Source organism: Streptomyces sp. NPDC058284 (assembly GCF_042881135.1).
Classification (GTDB): domain Bacteria; phylum Actinomycetota; class Actinomycetes; order Streptomycetales; family Streptomycetaceae; genus Streptomyces.
The window spans coordinates 18,847-37,302 of sequence record NZ_JBHVYE010000009.1; the positions used below are offsets into that span (position 1 = coordinate 18,847).

General features: G+C 70.7%; 12 protein-coding genes. 5 read left to right on the forward strand and 7 right to left on the reverse strand.

All coding sequences use genetic code 11. The features are described 5' to 3' along the window. Positions 1-53: 53 nt before the first annotated feature. Together ACFVYR_RS14925 and ACFVYR_RS14930 are read right to left on the reverse strand one after the other, a co-directional pair. The gene (locus tag ACFVYR_RS14925) at positions 54-1,070 is read right to left on the reverse strand and encodes an aspartate-semialdehyde dehydrogenase (protein ID WP_384257428.1); all 1,017 of its coding nucleotides are present in this window, start codon (positions 1,068-1,070) and stop codon (positions 54-56) included. A 247-nt stretch (positions 1,071-1,317) separates the two neighbouring features. After that, entirely contained in the window at positions 1,318-4,623 is a 3,306-nt protein-coding gene (locus ACFVYR_RS14930) for a S8 family serine peptidase (protein WP_384257431.1), read from the reverse strand. A 304-nt stretch (positions 4,624-4,927) separates the two neighbouring features. On the opposite strand from ACFVYR_RS14930, the gene ACFVYR_RS14935 reads away from it, so the two are divergent. The 3 genes from ACFVYR_RS14935 to ACFVYR_RS14945 all read left to right on the forward strand — a co-directional run bounded on the left by ACFVYR_RS14935 (position 4,928) and on the right by ACFVYR_RS14945 (position 8,735). Further along, positions 4,928-5,386 (forward strand): NUDIX hydrolase, encoded by a 459-nt coding sequence (locus ACFVYR_RS14935; protein WP_384257434.1) that lies wholly within the window; start codon positions 4,928-4,930, stop codon positions 5,384-5,386. Positions 5,387-5,643: 257 nt separating this feature from the next. Beyond that, entirely contained in the window at positions 5,644-7,431 is a 1,788-nt protein-coding gene (locus tag ACFVYR_RS14940) for a TIGR03767 family metallophosphoesterase (protein WP_384257437.1), read from the forward strand. Between the two features lie 137 nt (positions 7,432-7,568). Continuing rightward, a complete protein-coding gene (locus ACFVYR_RS14945; RefSeq protein ID WP_384257440.1) occupies positions 7,569-8,735 on the forward strand; it encodes a serine hydrolase domain-containing protein in 1,167 nt (388 codons plus the stop codon). 83 nt (positions 8,736-8,818) lie between these two features. On the opposite strand, the gene ACFVYR_RS14950 is transcribed toward ACFVYR_RS14945, so the two are convergent. Beyond that, positions 8,819-9,862, reverse strand: a complete 1,044-nt coding sequence (locus tag ACFVYR_RS14950) for a hypothetical protein (protein WP_384257443.1) — start codon at positions 9,860-9,862, stop codon at positions 8,819-8,821. 180 nt (positions 9,863-10,042) lie between these two features. Beyond that, on the reverse strand, positions 10,043-12,622 hold the full coding sequence (gene pepN, locus ACFVYR_RS14955; protein ID WP_384257445.1) for an aminopeptidase N: 2,580 nt from the start codon (positions 12,620-12,622) through the stop codon (positions 10,043-10,045). Positions 12,623-12,866: 244 nt separating this feature from the next. Here pepN and ACFVYR_RS14960 point away from each other — a divergent pair, with 244 nt between their 5' ends. Further along, positions 12,867-13,508, forward strand: coding sequence for a DsbA family protein (locus tag ACFVYR_RS14960; RefSeq protein WP_384257447.1), 642 nt, complete (start codon positions 12,867-12,869; stop codon positions 13,506-13,508). 209 nt (positions 13,509-13,717) lie between these two features. Here ACFVYR_RS14960 and ACFVYR_RS14965 read toward each other — a convergent pair whose 3' ends face one another. From ACFVYR_RS14965 to ACFVYR_RS14975, 3 genes are all read right to left on the reverse strand, one after another. Next, positions 13,718-14,368 (reverse strand): superoxide dismutase, encoded by a 651-nt coding sequence (locus ACFVYR_RS14965; RefSeq protein ID WP_365132273.1) that lies wholly within the window; start codon positions 14,366-14,368, stop codon positions 13,718-13,720. A gap of 221 nt (positions 14,369-14,589) precedes the next feature. Beyond that, positions 14,590-16,017 carry an amino acid permease gene (locus tag ACFVYR_RS14970; protein ID WP_384257450.1) on the reverse strand — a complete coding sequence of 476 codons (1,428 nt, stop codon included), beginning with the start codon at positions 16,015-16,017 and terminating at the stop codon, positions 14,590-14,592. 135 nt (positions 16,018-16,152) lie between these two features. After that, positions 16,153-17,562 carry an amino acid permease gene (locus tag ACFVYR_RS14975; protein ID WP_384257452.1) on the reverse strand — a complete coding sequence of 470 codons (1,410 nt, stop codon included), beginning with the start codon at positions 17,560-17,562 and terminating at the stop codon, positions 16,153-16,155. Positions 17,563-17,824: 262 nt separating this feature from the next. On the opposite strand from ACFVYR_RS14975, the gene ACFVYR_RS14980 reads away from it, so the two are divergent. After that, positions 17,825-18,406 carry a biotin transporter BioY gene (locus ACFVYR_RS14980; RefSeq protein ID WP_384257455.1) on the forward strand — a complete coding sequence of 194 codons (582 nt, stop codon included), beginning with the start codon at positions 17,825-17,827 and terminating at the stop codon, positions 18,404-18,406. The last annotated feature ends 50 nt before the right edge of the window (positions 18,407-18,456 follow it).

Sequence of the window (18,456 nt, forward strand, 5' to 3'; positions counted from 1 at the left end):
CCCCGACTGCGTACGACCGTCCCGCAACCGCGTACGGACGGGAAAGGCCGGGCTCAGCCCTTGAGCTCCGCGGCGACCAGCTCCGCGATCTGCACGGCGTTCAGCGCCGCGCCCTTGCGGAGGTTGTCGTCGGAGATGAAGAACGCCAGGCCGTTCTCGACCGTCTCGTCCTTGCGGATGCGGCCCACGAACGCGTCGTCCTTGCCCGCGGCGACCAGCGGCGTCGGCACCTCGGTGACGACGACGCCCTCGGCACCCCGAAGGATCTCGGTGGCGCGCTCGGGGCTCAGCGGCCGCGCGAAGCGGGCGTTGACCTGGAGCGAGTGGCCGGTGAAGACGGGGACACGCACACAGGTGCCCGAGACCTTCAGCTCCGGGATCTCCAGGATCTTGCGGGACTCGTGGCGGAGCTTCTGCTCCTCGTCGGTCTCGTTCAGGCCGTCGTCGACGATGGAGCCGGCCATCGGCAGGACGTTGTACGCGATCGGCGCGACGTACTTGTCGGGCTCGGGGAACTCGGCGGCCGAGCCGTCGTGGGTCAGCTTCGGAGCGTCCTCGCCGACCTTCTTGACCTGCTCGAACAGCTCGTCCACACCGGCGAGGCCGGACCCGGACACCGCCTGGTAGGTGGCGACGACCAGCGCTTCGAGGCCCGCCTCGGCGTGCAGCGGCCGCAGGACCGGCATCGCGGCCATCGTCGTGCAGTTCGGGTTGGCGATGATGCCCTTGGGGCGGTCCTTGATCGCGTGCGGGTTCACCTCGGAGACGACCAGGGGCACCTCGGGGTGGCGGCGCCAGGCCGAGGAGTTGTCGATCACGACGGCGCCCTGGGAGGCGACCTTCTCGGCGAGGGCCTTCGAGGTGGCCCCGCCCGCCGAGAACAGCACGATGTCCAGGCCCGTGTAGTCGGCCGTGGAGGCGTCCTCGACGGTCACACCGTCGATGACCGTGCCGGCGCTGCGGGCCGAGGCGAACAGACGCAGCTCCTCGGCCGGGAACTTCCGCTCGGCGAGGATCTTGCGCATGACCGTGCCGACCTGACCGGTGGCTCCGACGATTCCGACCTTCACAGGGATGTCCTCCGTTAGTGCGTGCGGCCTCGTGACCTCGGCCGGTCTGTGGGGGGTGGTTCCATGATGCGTCTCTCCAGTGCCGCGTTGTCCAATCCATTGTCCGAGGTGCGGGACGCCACATTTCGCCGGGCCCGTCGCGAACGTTCCGGGCGCCCCGGGAGTCCCAGGGGAAACGCGGGGAGGGGAAACGGAAAATCGCCGGACGGGCTCGAGTGAGCCCGTCCGGCGATCGAGGAGGACACCGTTACGGTGTGACCTTCTCCACCTTCACGCTGCCGCTGCCGGCCACCGTGCCGCCCGCGTTGAGCAGGGACACCTCGCCGAACAGCTCACGGCCGTCGGCGGCCGGGGTCTTGGCCTCGACCTTGGCGTCGACCTGCGCCGACTCGCCGTTGGCGAGCTTGAGGACCGCCGCGTCGTCGACCGTGACCCGGCCGAGTGCGTCCGAGAAGAAGACGTCCCGGTAGTCGTACGCGGTCGTGCCGGACGGCACCGAGTAGCCCGTCACCTCGATCGTGTACGTACCGGCGGCCGGCTTCGTCAGGCTGACCGACTCCTCCGAGTCGCCCTCCGCCGACGAACCGACGACGACGCCGTCCTTCTTGACCGCCAGGTCCAGGTCGGCCGCGACGTCCGCGGTCGAGCCGATGGCGACGTCGAGCCGCTCGGCACCGGCGGGCACGACGACCTCGGTGGTCTGCGTCTGACCCTGCTTGATGCTGGGCCGCGCCGACTTGGCCGAGCCCAGCGAGCCGCCCTTGAGCTTGCCGTCGACGGCCGCGAAGTTGTTCGTGACCTTCCAGGAGACGGGCGCCGGCGTGCCGACCTTCGCCTCGGGCAGGGTCTGCACGGCCGGGTCGAAGGCGACGCCGAGCGCGGCGACGTTCAGCCGGTAGGGGTTGTCGAGCATCGGCGACGTACGGCGCGACTCGACCTCGATCTCCCAGACACCGGCCTGCGGGTCCGCGTACGCACGCAGGTCCGGGCGGCAGGTGTTGGCCGGGTTCTCGTAGTTCGGGTAGCAGACGACCGACGAGGTGGAGTCGACCGGGACGCCGTAGGGGTGGATCGCGATGAAGCGGGTCTGGCTCTTGTCCTTCAGGCCGCCGAGGGAGACCTCGAGGGACTTGGCGCCCTTGGGGACCGTCACGAAGTAGGACTCGGTGCTGTTGCGCTGCGTCGAGCTCCTCTCCGAGAAGGTGTACGACGGCTTGGCGAGCGGCGTCGAGACGACGACCGTCGACATGATCTGCTGGTCGATGCCCGCGGTGCGCTGGTCGTCGACGGTGAGGATCGCGCTGTGCAGCCCGGCCGACCTGGGCTCCGCCTGCACCTTGACGGTGACCGGCTTGTTCAGCCGCAGCGTCACCTTGTCGCTGCCGAGCAGCGTGAAGGTGCGCTCGTGGTTGTTGATGAGGTCCAGCTCGTGGCTGATGCCGCGGTCCGGGCCCGAGGTGCGGGTGATCGTCACGTCGTACGTCCGCTTCTGGCCGGTCTGCAGGCCGCCCTCACGGTCGTAGATGCCGGTGCCGGGCTTCTTCAGCTCCTGGTCCAGGGCGGTGTCGACGGGCGCCTGCACCGTGTACGCGTACGCCTTCGCGCCGTCCTTGATGGCGTCCCAGGCCTCCACGACGTCGATCCGTCCGGTGCCCTGCGCGTACGCCTGCTCACCGGGGATGCGGGTCGCGGTCGAGGTCAGCGCGGTGCGCAGCTTCGCCGGGGTCAGGCCGATGTGCTCGCGCTTGGCGGCGGAGAGCAGCAGCGCCGAGGCGCCCGCGGCCTGCGGGGACGCCATGGAGGTGCCCTGCAGCATCGAGTAGCCGGCCGGGAGCTTGTAGCCCGCCTCGGCGACCGGGGAGCCCGGCAGCCAGGTCTGGGTGGTGTTGATGGCGGAGCCGGGCGCCGAGATGATCGGCGCGAAGCCGCCGTCCTCGCGCGGGCCGCGCGAGGAGAAGGGCATCATCGCGTACTTGGTCTCCACGCGGGAGCCGTAGTTGGCCGCCCAGGTCGCCTTGGAGATGGCCGCGCCGACCGAGATGACCTTGTCGGCCAGGCCGGGGTCGCCGATGGTGTTGGCGCCGGGGCCGCTGTTGCCCGCGGAGATCACCAGCTGCACGCCGTAGGTGTCGATGAGGCGCTTGTAGAGCTCGGCGCGCGCGTTGTTGCCGTCGTTGAGGGCGGGCAGGCCGCCGATCGACATGTTCACGATGTCGACGCCGCGCTTGGTGACGAGGTCGATCATGCCCTCGGTCAGCGCGACGTTGGTGCAGCCGCCGCTCCAGGTGCAGGCGCGCGAGGAGACCAGCTTGGCGCCGGGGGCGGCGCCGTTCATCTTGCCGCCGAACAGGCCGTTGGCCGCGGTGATGCCCGCGACGTGCGTGCCGTGCTCGGACTCGATGACGCCGATGTTGACGAAGTCGGCCTTCTTGCCGACCCAGTCGCCGCCGTACGGGTCGGTCGGCACGTTCTTGCGGATCTCGACGACGAACGGGACGCGCTCGACGACGTCGGTCGCCGGGTCGTCCTTGCCGAAGTAGGCGACCTCGTGGCCGTCCTTGTACGGCTTCATCGGCTTGTCGTCGGTGAAGTCGTGGTTGTCGTTCAGGTCGACGCGGACGGTGCCCTTCGCCGGGTCGTACAGGACGCCCCAGCTGTCGGTGGTGTCGCCGTCGCGGTTGAGGTCGCCCTTGGCGTCGCCGCCCGCGGTGACCGACTCGCGGAAGCGGTTGACCTGGAAGGAGCCCGCCGGGGCCTTCCACGACTCGCCGTCCCAGGTGAAGACGGGGCCGGTGACCGGGTTGGTCATCCGGCGCCAGGTGCCGTCCGCGTCCACGATCGGGTCGGTCGCCGTCACCCAGTCGGTGATCTTGCGCTCGCCGGTGGAGGTCTTCTCCAGCGCGGGGTGGCCGAGGTCGACGCCGGAGTCGAGGATGCCGATGGTGGTGCCGCGGCCGTCCGCCTTCGGGTGCTTCTTCACGAAGTCGACGGCGCCCGTCTCGAAGGACGGGTTGTACGGGTTCTTCGCCGGGGTGCTCTTGTCCGGGCCCGGGTAGGTGCCGCGCGCGCCGGCCTTCGCGCCCTTGGCGCGGTCGGCGGCGGGGGTCGGGTCGTCCAGCTTGATCTCGTGGCGCAGATCGATGGCGTGCACCGACGACAGCTTCGAGGCCGCCTTGATCGCGGCGTCGGCCTTGGCGGTCGGCACGGTCGCGCGGACGTAGCCGAGCTTGTCGTAGGTGCGGCCCACGGAGCCGCCCTTGACGGCGTCGAGCTGGCCCGCGACCTGCTCGGTGGCGCCGGGCGCGGTGGCGACCATCATCGTGACGGTCTTCTCGCCGCCCGCCTCGGCGTCGGCGAGCAGTTCGGCGTCGGCGGGACCGAGCTTGCCGGCCGCGGACTTGGGGGCCGGGGTCGGGGTGGGCGCGTCGTCCGCCGCGAAGGCGATGGGCGCGGCCCCGGTCGCGCAGAGCGCGGCGGTGATACCGGCGGCTATCGCGAGGCGGACTGATTCTCGTGAGGCCGTGCGTCTCGCGCTGGAACTGGATCTGGGCATCGGCATCCCTGTGCGTGAAGGTCGAAAAGGAGGGTCGGTTTGGTCCCGGGTTTCGGAAGGGTCCGGAAATCGGGGCCTGATGACCGCTCACCCTTACGTAAGTGACAGCTGTTTGGGGAGAGTTGTCCGAGCTGTGATCAGGGTGTGACGCAATCTCGCCATGCGCCATCGCGGACAAGGGTGTGTATAGCGGGACTTGTCACATGAGAGCGCCCTCGCGAGGTGCGCGCGGAACTTCGCGTTCAGCCACGGCGGACCCGCAGATCAGGGGGCGGGCAGCCAACGAACCGCCTAGCGTCGGTTCGTGCACAAAGAACTCCGGGTGGCGGCCTACGCCGTATGCGTACGCGACGGCCAGGTCCTGCTGGCCCGCTGGGTCGCGGGCGACGGCAGCAGACGCTGGACGCTCCCCGGCGGCGGCATGGAGCACGGCGAGGACCCGTACGACACCGTGATCCGGGAGGCCGACGAGGAGACCGGATACGTCGTCGAGCCGGTCGCGCTCCTCGGCGTCGACTCGCTGCGCCGCCGCTACCCGCGACGGCTCGGCGCCGTCGCCGACTTCCACGGAGTGCGGATCGTGTACGAGGGGCGGGTCACCGGCGGCACCCTGCGCAACGAGACCGACGGGTCCACGGACCTCGCCGCCTGGCACCCCCTGGAGTCCGTGCCGGACCTGGACCGCGTCGCGCTCGTCGACATCGGCCTGAGCCTCTGGCGCGCCCGGCCCGCCGACGGCCACGCCACGGGCCTGGCCCCCTGACCCCGTGCACGGCCTTCCCTTCCCCGGAAGGTGAACACGGAGTGACCGCCTCCTCTCCACCCGGAGAGGGGTACGTGACCGCGCAGGGTACCGGGTGATCCACGTACCGTGATCTGCGCCGCACGTTGCGTCCTCGTTCACGCGCAGGCCATCCCCGCTGCCAACGATCCAGGGAGAGCGGGCAGTTCGCAGGCCGCAGTCAGGCCCGGGCCGCCCGCGACCACTGCCGCCGCGTTCGCACCCGGGGAGACCGCGCCATGCCGCGCATACGCTCTGTCGCCACCGCAACCGCCACCACCGCGGCATCCGCCGTGGCCGGACTCGACCGCCGAGCGTTCCTCGCCGCCACCGGAGCGGTCACCCTCTCCGCGGGCCTCGGCTACGCCCTCGGGCCCGGCGCGGGCTCCGGCAACGCCGCGCCCGCGGGGCGCGCAACCGTCCCGCACTCCCGGCCCGCGCCCGCCGCGCCCCTCATGCCGTACGAGGGCAACACCACCCTGCTCACCGTCGCCGCCCCGCGGGGCTCCACCGGCTACCGGCGGCTCGGCGACGGGCCCGCCTGGCGACGTGTCGTCCGCGGTGACCTCGCGGCGGCCAAGGCGGGCCGCGAGGGCCGGCGGACCGCGCTCGCCGCCTTCGTGCAGTTCACGGACCTGCATTTGGTGGACGTGCAACACCCGCTGCGTTACGAGTACTTGCGCGCCCAGACCGCGAGCGCCTGGCGGCCGCACGAGTCCCTCTCGGTGGCGGGCGCCGTCGCCCTGGTCGAGCGGGTCAACGCCCTGCGCGGCGCGCCCGCCACCGGCGCGCCCCTGCACTGCGTCGTGACGACCGGCGACAACACCGACAACAACTCCCGCTCCGAACTCGACTGGTTCCTCAAGGTGATGAGCGGCGGCCGCATCACCCCCAACACCGGCGACCCACGCCGCTACGAAGGCGTACAGGACAGCGGCCTCGCGCTCTACTGGCACCCGGACGCCGCCCTGCGCGACGCCGACAAACGGCTCGGCTTCCCGCATCTGCACGGCTTCCTCGACGCCGCGATCCGCGAGGTCAACAGCCCCGGCCTCGGCCTGCCCTGGTACTCCACGGTCGGCAACCACGACGCCCTGCCCGGCGGCTGCTGGGCGCCCCGTGACCCCTTCTTCGCCGACTTCGCCGTGGGCGGGCGCAAGCTGATGTCCCTGGACGAGACGCGCGGAGCCGCCCTGTGGAAGGCGGTCAAGAAGGGCCACGACCCCAAGGGCGGGCAGTTCAAGGAACTCCTCAAGAGCGAGGCGCGGCGCATGCGGACCGTCACGCCGGACGCGTCACGCGCGCCCTTCACCCCCGCCGAGTACCTGCGGGCCCACCTCGACCCCGCCCACAAGGGGCCAGGGCCCGTCGGCCACGGCTACACCCAGGAGAACCTCGCCGCCACCACGCAGTACTACTCCTTCCGCATCAGCGACGACGTGCTCGGCATCAGCCTGGACACCACCGACCCCGGCGGCCACTACGAGGGCTCGCTGGGCAGCGCCCAACTGCGCTGGCTGGAGAGCGAGCTGAGCGCCAACGAGCGGCGCGCGGGCGGACCGTCGTACGTCGTCGTCCTCAGCCACCACACCAGCAAGTCCATGCGCAACCTCCGCCACGACCCGGCACGGCCCGGCGAGGCCCGGCACGGCGGCGACGAGATCGTCTCGCTGCTCGGCCGGTTCCCCTCCGTCCTCGCCTGGGTCAACGGCCACAGCCACAAGAACGCCATCACCCCGCACCGCACCCCGCACGGCTCCTTCTGGGAGGTCTCCACCGCCTCGCACGTCGACTTCCCGCAGCTCGCGAGGGTGGTGGAGCTCACCGACAACCACGACGGCACGATCTCCGTCTTCACCACCCTCATCGAATCCGCGGCCCCGCACCGCACGGACTTCACCGACCTCTCCCAGACCGGCCTCGCCGCGCTCTACCGCGAACTGTCCTTCAACGCGCCGGGCGCGAGGACCACGCTGAGCGGCGGGGCGGGCGACCGGAACACGGAACTGGTGCTCCGCAAGGGCTGAGGCGCCACAAGGCGTCCCGCCGATGATCGGCTGAATCCCGCTCAACCCTCGCATCGGCCGTCAACCTTCGCGAACGCCACCCGGTCCCCTCCATCGACCGCGATCGACGACGAAATCGACGTCAAAGGGGACAGCACATGCCGGTACGCAGAGGTGCGAGCAGGACGGTGCGCAGAAGGGCGATGGGCGCGGCGGCGTTGCTGGCCGCCACGCTGACGGCGGGCGCGCTCGCCGCCCCGGCCGTGGCGGCCTCGCCGGGGGACGGGCACGAGGAGACCAGGCGGGCGCTGGACGGGATCGTCAAGGAGGGGGTGCCCGGAGTGACCGCCCAGGTGCGGGACAAGTACGGGCCCTGGAACGCGGCTTCGGGCATCGGCGACCTGAAGCGGGGGACGCCGCGCGGCGAGCACGACCGCTTCCGCGTCGGCAGCATCACCAAGACGTTCGTGGCGACGGTGCTGCTGCAGTTGCAGGGCGAGGGACGCATCGACCTCGACGACACGGTGGGCCAGTGGCTGCCGGGCGTCGTCGAGGGGCACGGGCACGACGGGGACAGGATCACGGTCCGCCAGCTCCTCAACCACACCAGCGGCATCGCCGAGTACTCCGAGGACGAGGAGTTCGCGCGGAAGATCTTCACCAAGGGCTTCTTCGAGCACCGCTACGACACCTGGACGCCCGGCCGACTGGTGAAGCTCGCCATGCGCCACAAGCCGGTCTTCGAGCCCGGCACGAGCTGGAGCTACTCCAACACCAACTACATCGTCGCCGGCATGATCATCAAGAAGGTGACGGGCAACGCGTACGCCGACGAGATCGAGCGGCGCGTCATCGAACCCCTCCACCTGAAGTCCACCACCGTCCCCGGCACCCGCCCCACCGTGCCCCGGCCCAGCTCCCGCGGCTACGGCAAGCTCCCCGGGGACCCCGAGGCGAAGGTGTACGACGTGACGGAGCTCAACCCGTCCCTCGCGGGCTCGGCGGGCGAGATCATCTCCGACTCGGCGGACCTGAACCGCTTCTACTCGGCGCTGCTCGGCGGCAGGCTCCTGCCCAAGGCGCAGCTCGCCGAGATGAAGTCGACGGTCGCCCACGAGGGGAGCACCAGCAGGTACGGGCTCGGCATCGCCGAGCTGAAGCTGCCCTGCAACAGCACCATCTGGGGCCACGACGGCGGCATCCACGGCTCGTCGTCCCTGGCGGTGACCTCCCCGGACGGCCGCCACTCGCTGGCGCTCAACATCAACGGTGACTGGGCGGGCGACGCGGACCCGGTGGTGAAGGCGGAGTTCTGCGGCAAGTGACGTGTCCCTTCTAGGGGGGCGCCTCCGCGCCCCCCGTCCGCCCCCTCCCACACACGCGGCCCCGCACGCGTCACGCACCCGTGCTACCTGGGCAGTACGACCACATACGCCGCCGGATCCCGGTCGGCCGACGCCATCAGCGCCGTACGCACCACAGCGGCCTGCTGCTCCAGGGCGTCCCTGAGCTTCCTCGGGGTGATGTGGACGACGGTGATGCCCAGCCGCTCCAGGTGCTCGTGCTTGCGGACGTACTCCGACCAGAGGGCGCCCTCGTCCTGGCGCGGGGCCCGCGTGTCCAGCTCGACGGCGACGGCGTGGTCGGGCCAGTAGGCGTCGACACCGCCCAGGTGCGGGCCGCCGGGCAGCCGCAGGTCGACGTTCCACAGCGGGTGGGGCAGGCCGTACTCGGCGACCATCCGGTACAGCCGGTCCTCGGCGATGGCCCGTCCCTCGGCCAGCAGGGAGTCGACGGCGTCCACGACGTGCGGACGGGTGAGCAGCCGCGCCTCGTTCAACTCCCGCACGGCCGCGGCGGGTTCGCAGTGGCCGCCGCGCACCGCCTCGGTGAGCAGCCGCCGCACGGCGCCCGCGTCGGTGAGCCGCGCCACGGCGTCGGCGAGGGCGCGCGGCACCGGCGCCACCGGAACGCCCGTGATCTGCTGCGGGGTCGGCATCGCGGGACTGCGCACGAGCCGGGCGAAACCGACGGAGCGCAGTCGGCGGGTGCGGGGTACCAGGACGTCGATGTGGTCCAGGGAGAGCAGCGGCGGAGCGGACGAGAAGCGGTGCAGGGTCAGGGCGGCGAGCCCCGTGATCACCGCGTCGGCGTACGGGGCGTGCGCCTCGCCCGCGCGGGGCTGGGCGGGCACGGACTTGGCGGTACGGGCCGGCGGGCGCCCCGCGTAGAGCAGCGCGCCGTGCAGCCGTTCCTCGCTGGTCGGCGGACCTGGGTGCAACAGGTAGACGCCGGGCAGCAGTTGCTGCCAGGGGCCGCCGGGCCGGCAGTGGGCACCGGCGTCCGCGACGGAGACGCCGTGCTCGGCGAGCTGGGCGGTGCTCAGGACGCGGAGCTGGGCGTCGGCGAGGTGCTTGAGGGGGAGCGGGAAGACCGGGGTGTCGTGGTTCATGACCCGGTCGTTCCCGCCCCCGACCGCCTCGCTAACCGCTGTTACACGCCCGTCGACAAACCAGGACAAGCTCGCCCTAAAGCACGGACGTTCGACTGCCGATGAGCACCTGCGCGAAGGGGGGGAGGGTGGGCCCTTACCTGGCCGGTGAGGACCCGCCACCCGCCCTCCCACCGCTGCCTAGGCCACCTCGGCCCCCGCATCGCACGCCTGTGCCCGCAGCGACCGCGCCAGGTCGTCCCGCGCCTCAAGGACGAGGCGGCGCAGGGCCGGCGCACCGGACTCGTGCGTGGTCAGCCACTCGTCCGCCGCCGCCAGCGTCGCCTCGTCGCCCTGGAGGTGCGGGAAGAGGCCCCGCACCACGTCCATGCCGATCTGGATGGACCGCTCGGCCCACACCCGCTCGATCGCCGCGAAGTACTTGGCGGCGTACGGCGCCACCAGTTCCCGCTGCGACGGCCGCGCGAACCCGGAGATCGTCGCCTCGACCAGCGCGTTGGAGAGCGCGTCCGACTCCACCACGGCGGCCCACGCCTGCGCCTTGACCGCCGCCGAGGGGCGCGAGGCCAGACACCGCACCTGGTGCCGCTTGCCGGAAGCCGTGTCGTCGCGGGCCAGCTCGGCCGCGAGGACGTCCTCGCCCGCGACACCGTGCGAGGCCAGCGGGCTCAGGAACGCCCAGCGCAGCTCCTGGTCGACCTCAAGGCCGTCGATCCTGGCCGTGCCCGCGAGGAGGCCCTGGAGCAGCTGGAGATCGGCCGCCGACGACGCCACCGCGGCGAAGAAGCGCGCCCAGGTCAGCTGGTGCTGGCTGCCGGGCTCGGCCAGCCGCAGCTCCCGCAGAGCGCCTTCGGCGAGGTCCCGGCCGCCCTGCTCACGCCAGGCCGGGGCCGCGTAGTGCGTGAGGGCGGAGTCGGCCCAGGTGTGCAGCATCTGCAGCACGCCGATGTCGCTCTCGCGCCCGGCGAAGCGGAGCACCAGGCCGATGAAGTCACGGGCGGGCATCAGCCCGTCCCGCGTGAGGTTCCAGAGGGAGGACCAGCACAGGGCGCGGGCCAGCGGGTCGGTGATGTCACCGAGGTGGTTCCGCAGCGTGGCCAGGGAGTTGTCGTCGAAACGGATCTTGCAGTACGTCAGGTCGTCGTCGTTGACCAGGACCAGCTCGGGCGCCGCCTCACCGGCCAGCTCGGCCACGACCGTGCGCGGCCCGTGGACGTCGGTCTCCGCGCGTGCGTACCGCTCCAGGTCACCGCCTGCCGTCCTGCGGTACAGGCCGACGGCCACCCGGTGCGGACGCAGCTCGGGATGGGACTCGGCGGCCTCCTGGAGGACCGAGAGCTCGGTGATCCGGCCCTCCGCGTTCAGGATGACCTGCGGGGTGAGGGAGTTGACGCCCGCCGTCTGCAGCCAGGACCGCGACCAGGACGCCATGTCGCGCCCGGAGGTCTCCTCCAGGACCGAGAGCAGGTCGCCGAGGACCGTGTTGCCGTACGCGTGCCGCTTGAAGTAGCGCCGGGCGCCCTCCAGGAACGCGTCACGGCCGACGTACGCGACGAGTTGCTTCAGTACGCTCGCCCCCTTCGCATACGTGATCCCGTCGAAGTTGAGCTTGGCGTCCTCCAGGTCGCGGATGTCGGCCGTGACGGGGTGGGTGGAGGGCAGCTGGTCGGCGCGGTAGGCCCAGGCCTTGCGGTTGTTGGCGAAGGTGATCCAGCCGTCGGTGAAGCGGGTGGCCTCCACCATCGAGAAGGAGCCCATGAAGTCGGCGAAGGACTCCTTGAGCCACAGGTCGTCCCACCACCGCATGGTGACCAGGTCGCCGAACCACATGTGGGCCATCTCGTGCAGGATCACGTTGGCCCGGCGCTCGTATGACGCCCGGGTCACCTTGCCGCGGAAGATGAACTCCTCGCGGAAGGTCACCAGGCCCGGGTTCTCCATCGCGCCCAGGTTGTACTCCGGGACGAACGCCTGGTCGTACTTCCCGAAGGGGTAGGGGTAGTCGAAGTTGTCGTGGAAGAAGTCCAGGCCCTGCTTGGTGACGAGGAAGACGTCGTCGGCGTCGAAGTGCGGGGCGAGGCCCTTGCGGCACATGGCGCCCAGCGGGATCTCCAGGCGCGTACCGTCTTCGAGGACGCGCTCGTAGGAATCCGTCACGTAGTGGTAGGGCCCGGCCACGACCGCCGTGATGTATGTCGAGATCGGCTTCGTCTCGGCGAACCTCCAGACGCCGTCCGTCAGTTCACCCACGCCGTTGGACCACACGGTCCACCCCTCGGGCGCCTGCACCTGGAAGCGGTAGGGCGCCTTGAGGTCGGGCTGCTCGAAGTTGGCGAAGACGCGGCGGGAGTCCGCAGGCTCGTACTGCGTGTAGAGGTAGACCTCGCCGTCCTCGGGGTCGACGAAGCGGTGCATGCCCTCACCGGTGCGGCTGTAGGCGCACTGGGCGTCCACCACCAGTTCGTTCTCCTCGGCCAGCTCCTCCAGGGTGATCCTGGTGCCGTCGAAGACCTCGGAGGGGTCCAGGTCCTTGCCGTTGAGCGAGAGGGCCGTGACGCTCGGCGCGATCAGGTCCACGAAGGTCGCGGCGCCCGGCTCGGCGCTGCGGAACCGGATCGTCGTGACCGAGCGGAACGTGCGCGGCTCCTGACCGCTCTCGCCGACCGCCGAACGCAGGTCTAGGAAGACCTCGTATCCGTCGACGGAGAGCAGCGCGGCCCTCTCGCGGGCCTCGTCGCGGGACAGATTCTCACCGGGCACGGGCGGCACTCCCTTGTGACTCGCATGGCTGTGTGATTCGCATGGCTGTGTGGCTTGCGTGGCTGTGTGGCTTGCGTGGCTGTGGACTTGCGTGGTGTGGCTCCGCGTGACGCACATGACCCGCGTCACTCGTACGAATGTCTACGATCCTCGCATGTGCGCTCCGCGGCCGACATCCGGGAATGCCCCGACGCACCACCGACGTTTCCCCGGCCAGATGCGAACGGATTCCCTAGGGAGAGACATGTCCGAGAACGGCAGCAAGACCCCCGTCGACTTCTGGTTCGACCCGCTGTGCCCCTGGGCCTGGATGACGTCGCGCTGGATGCTCGAGGTCGAGAAGGTCCGCGACGTGGAGGTCCGCTGGCACGTGATGAGCCTCGCCGTCCTGAACGAGGACAAGCTCGACCAGCTGCCCGACGAGTACCGCGAGATGCTGGAGACGAAGGCCTGGGGCCCGGTACGCGTCGTCATCGCCGCCCAGCAGGAGCACGGCGAGGAGATCACCGGAGCCCTCTACACCGCGCTCGGCACCCGCTTCCACAACCGGGGCGAGGGCGCCACCCGCGAGGCCGTCATCGGTGCCCTGGAGGACGTCGGCCTGCCCGCCGGGCTCGTCGACCACATGGACTCGGACGCGTACGACGCGCAGCTGCGCGCCTCCCACAAGGAGGGCATCGACAAGGTCGGCCAGGAGGTCGGCACGCCGGTCATCGCCGTTCCCGGTGCCGACGGCGGACAGGTCGCCTTCTTCGGACCCGTCGTGACCCCGGCGCCCAAGGGCGAGGCCGCGGCGCGGCTCTGGGACGGCACGCTGCTCGTGGCCTCCACGCCGGGCTTCTACGAGATCAAGCGCACCCGGACCGAGGGCCCCAACTTCGAGTGAGTCCACAGGGCCCGAAGGACTCGAAGGACTCGAAGGACCCGAAGGACCTTCAACGCCGGAAAGACCCGAAGCGCCCGAAAGGCCCCCGTGAGTCACGTCCTCACGGGGGCCTTTCCTCTATCCGCCTGCCTCGGCGAAGGTTGAGAAGACGATCACGAGGCAGGACGTCCGGCGGTCGTCGCCGGGGGTAGCTCGGCGACGACCGCGGCTCAGGGAGCCAGCAGCAGGCTGTTGACCCGCTCCTTGGCGGCGGCGTAGCGCTTGGCCACGTCCTGCCAGTTGACGACCTGCCACATGGCCTCGATGAAGTCGACCTTCTGGTTCTTGTACTGCAGGTAGAAGGCGTGCTCCCAGGCGTCGAAGACGAGGATCGGCGTGGAGCCCTGGCCGATGTTGCCCTGGTGGTCGTAGACCTGCTCGACGATGAGGCGGTTGCTGAGCGGCTCATAGGCGAGCACGCCCCAGCCCGAACCCTGCGTCGTCGCCGAGGCCTTGGTCAGCTGGGCCTTGAACTTGGCGAAGGAGCCGAAGGACTCGGTGATGGCATCCGCCAGGTCACCGACACCGTCGGCGGCCAGCGGCTCGCCGCCACCGCCGTCCTTGGGGCTGTTCATGTTGTGCCAGTAAATGCTGTGCAGGATGTGGCCGGAGAGGTGGAAGGCCAGGTTCTTCTCCAGGCCGTTGATGGCGCCCCAGGTCTCCTTGTCGCGAGCCTCCTCCAGCTGCTCAAGGGTGTCGTTCGCGCCCTTCACATACGCCGCGTGGTGCTTGTCGTGGTGCAGCTCGATGATCTGCGGGTTGATGACGGGTTCGAGCGCCGCGTAGTCGTACGGAAGTTCTGGAAGCGTGTAAATGGCCATAGTCCGAGCCCTCCGACTGCTGCTCTGCTGTGGTGCGCTGTTGTGTTGCTCAACTTATTGCAAGTCTTTCGCAAGTGCAGGCTAACAGCAGGAGACCCGCGAAGTTGATCAGCCCTTCGTCCTAGGTCCGCACGGGAATACGTCCGCTTCGGGCCGCCTCCTGGGCGCACGAAAAAGTCCCGGACCACAGGTCCGGGACTTCCTCGTGCGAGTCGAGGGCTCTAGACGGCCGCCGTCGCCGCCCGCTTCTCCGCCATCTTCTGCCGCACGATGCCGATCACTGCGAGAGCCAGCGTCAGCGCGCCGGTGGCGAGGAGCTGCTTGCGCGTGTCCGGCTGGTCCGTCATCAGGTAGAAGACGTACGCCATGGCGGCCAGCGCCACCCAGGTCAGGAACGGGAACGCCCACATCTTGATGACCAGCGACTCGGGCGCATCGCGCTCGGTGCGGCGGCGCAGGATCAGCTGCGAGACGGCGATGAAGACCCAGACCATGAGGATCATCGCGCCGATCATGTTGAGCAGCCAGGGGAAGACGTCGTCCGGGCGCCAGTAGCTGAGCAGTACGCAGACGAAGCCGAAGACCGAGGAGGCGAGCACCGCGAGGCGCGGCACGCCGCCCGAGACCTTGCCGAGCGCCCGGGGGCCCTGGCCGCGCTCGATCAGGGAGTACGACATGCGCGAGGCGCCGTAGATGTTGGCGTTCATCGCGGAGAGCAGGGCGACCAGGACGATGACGTTCATGATCTCGCCCGCGGCGGGGATGCCCAGGTGGTCAAGCGTGGCGACATACGGGCCCTTGGCGACGACCTCCTTGTTGTCCCACGGCAGCAGCGTGACGACGACGAGCATCGAGCCGACGTAGAAGACGGCGATGCGCCACATCGCGGTGCGCACGGCCTTGGCGACGCTCTTGACCGGGTTCTCGGACTCGGCGGCGGCGATCGTGACGGTCTCCAGGCCGCCGTACGCGAAGACGGAGGCGAGGAGGCCGATGATCAGGCCGTCCGTGCCGTTCGGCATGAAGCCGCCCTCACCGGTGAGGTTCTCCAGGCCGGGGGCGGAGGTGTCGGAGCCGGGCAGGATGCCGAGGATCGCGAGGACGCCGATGCCGAGGAAGAGCGTGATGGCGCCGACCTTGAGGGCGGCGAACCAGAACTCGAACTCGCCGAAGTTCTTCACGGCCGTCAGGTTCGCGCCGCAGAACACCAGCATGAAGAGGGCGACCCACGCCCACTCCGGGCTGTCGGGGAACCAGCCGACCATGATCTTCGCGGCGCCGATGCCCTCCAGGCCGACGGCGACGCAGAGCAGGAACCAGAAGCCCCACCCCGCGGTGAAGCCCGCCCAGGGGCCGATGGCCCGCTCGGCGTGGACGGAGAACGAGCCCGACGCGGGGTTCGCCGCCGACATCTCGCCCAGCATGCGCATCACGAGCATGACGAGCGCGCCGGAGACGGCGTAGGCGAGGACGATCGAGGGTCCTGCCGCGGCGATGCCCGCCCCGGAACCCACGAAGAGCCCTGCGCCGATCACGCCACCAAGGGCGATCATGGAAAGATGGCGCTGCTTGAGGCCGTGCACGAGCGGGGAGTCGGCCTTCGGTGCTGCGTCGGGTGCTGCGTCCTCAGAGGTGGACGTCCGAGCCATGGGCGTGCCCTGTTCAGTAGCCGAGACGGGGGAGAGAGCGGCCCACAGTTTGAGGTCCGGTACCGCTGACAGGGAACAGCTGACCGCTATACGGACACGACGCTCACACGTTGTGAAGATTTGTGCACATCACGTTCATGTGTTGTTCACGCGGCCCGCGCGCCACTCCCGCAGCCCCGCGACCGCGAGGACGAGCCCCGTCGCCCCCGCCGACCACAGCAGCTGCGGCCGCGCCCCGTCGTCCGTCAGCATCAGCACGAGCACGGCGGCCATCGCGGTCAGCGCCGCCCACGTCAGGTACGGGAACGCCCACATCCGCAGCACGAGCCGCTCCGGAGCCTCCCGCTCGATGCGCCGGCGAAGGCGCAGCTGCGACACCGCGATCAGCGCCCAGACGAAGAGCAGCACCGCGCCGACCGAGTTGAGCATGTAGAGGAAGACGGAGTCCGGCCACTTCAGATTGAGGACGACCGACACGAACCCGAAGGCGACGGACGCGAGGACCGCCCGGCGCGGCACCCCGCCACCACCCGTCCTGAGCAGGGCCTTCGGCGCCTCGCCGCGCTCGGCGAGGGAGAAGACCATGCGGGAGGAGCCGTAGAGGTTGGCGTTGAGCGCCGAGAGCAGCGCCACGAACACCACGATGTTCATGATGGTCCCGGCGGACGGCACGCCGATCGAGTCGAGGACCGTGACGTACGGGCTGGCCCCGGCCTTCTGCGCCGTCCACGGCAGCACGGTCACGATGACCAGCATCGAGCCGACGTAGAAGAAGAGGATGCGGTAGACCGCGCTGCGCACCGCGCGGGCCACCGAGCGCACCGGGTCGTCGGACTCGGCCGCGGCGATCGTCACGACCTCCAGGCCGCCGAACGCGAAGACGACGGCGAGCACCCCGGAGACCACGCCCGACCAGCCGTTGGGCAGGAAGCCGCCCTGCCCGGTGAGGTTCGTGAGGCCGACCGGATCCGTGTCGGGGAGCACGCCGAAGGCCGCGAGCAGGCCGAGGACGAGGAACGCGACGATCGCGAAGACCTTCAGGGCCGCGAACCAGAACTCGAACTCGCCGAAGTTCTTCACCGAGGCGAGGTTGGCGGCGGTGAACACCACCATGAAGATCAGTACCCAGGCCCACTGCGGCACCGCGGGCGCCCAGCCGTTGGCGATCTGCGCGGCGCCGGTCGCCTCCACGGCGAGCACCACCACCAGCAGGAACCAGTAGAGCCAGCCGACGCTGAAACCGGCCCAGCGGCCGAGCGCGCGCTCCGCGTGCACGGAGAAGGAGCCCGACGCGGGCATCGCGGCCGACATCTCGCCGAGCATCCGCATCACGCACATCGCGAGCGCGCCCGCGATCAGGTACGAGACGACGATGCCGGGGCCCGCGACCGAGATCCCCGCGCCCGAACCCACGAAGAGCCCGGCGCCGATGACGCCGCCGAGGCCGAGCATGGTGAGGTGGCGCTGTTTCAGGCCGCCGGCGAGCGGTTCGCTCCGCACGTCCCCGGTGCCGGGTGCCGATCCGTCGGGCGGTGCGTCGTGCATGTCGCTCAGGCTGCTCTCGGGGTCACAGGACTTTGGGGGGACTCCACAGTCTCCCCGGGGGGTGGCCCCTCGCGCAAAACGGGCCCCTACCCCGCCGACCTCCGTGACGAGCGTCACGCCGCCCGAGGTGTACGCGGCTCTCTTTGTGCGGAGCCCACCAAGGCCCGGCCCCCGGGTTGTCACCCGGAGACCGTGTTGCCGCGCCGGGGCCTGGGATAGCGTCGACGCGTCCTCACCTGCCCACATCCCCGCGGAGTCCCCGATGAGCATCGCCGCCGCTGCCACCACCCGCCCAGGCCAGGTCCTCGCCGACCTGCTGCCCGCGTCCCGCGTGAAGGACGCGGCGCTCGTGCTCGGCGGCGCCGCGCTCACCGGCATCGCCGCCCAGATCGCGGTGCCCGTGCCGGGCTCCCCGGTGCCGGTGACCGGACAGACCTTCGCCGCGCTGCTCGTCGGCACCGCGCTCGGCGCCCGCCGCGGCTTCCTCTCGCTCGCGCTGTACGCCCTGGTGGGCGTGGCCGGCATGCCGTGGTTCGCGCAGACCGGCTCCGGCGTCGCGGCGCCCTCCCTCGGCTACGTGTTCGGCATGCTGCTCGCCGCCACGGTGGTCGGCGCGCTCGCCCGCCGCGGCGGCGACCGCTCCGTGCTGCGCACCGCGGGCACCATGGTCCTCGGCTCCGCGATCATCTACGCGGTCGGCGTCCCGTACCTGGCCGCCGCCACCGGCATGTCGCTCACCCAGGCCGTCGCCGCCGGGCTCACGCCGTTCCTGATCGGCGACGCACTCAAGGCCGCGCTCGCGATGGGCGCGCTGCCGACGGCGTGGAAGCTCCTCGACCGCTGAGGCCCGGTCGCTTCGGTCTTCTTCCTCTTCGAGAGTCGCTTTCCTCTTCG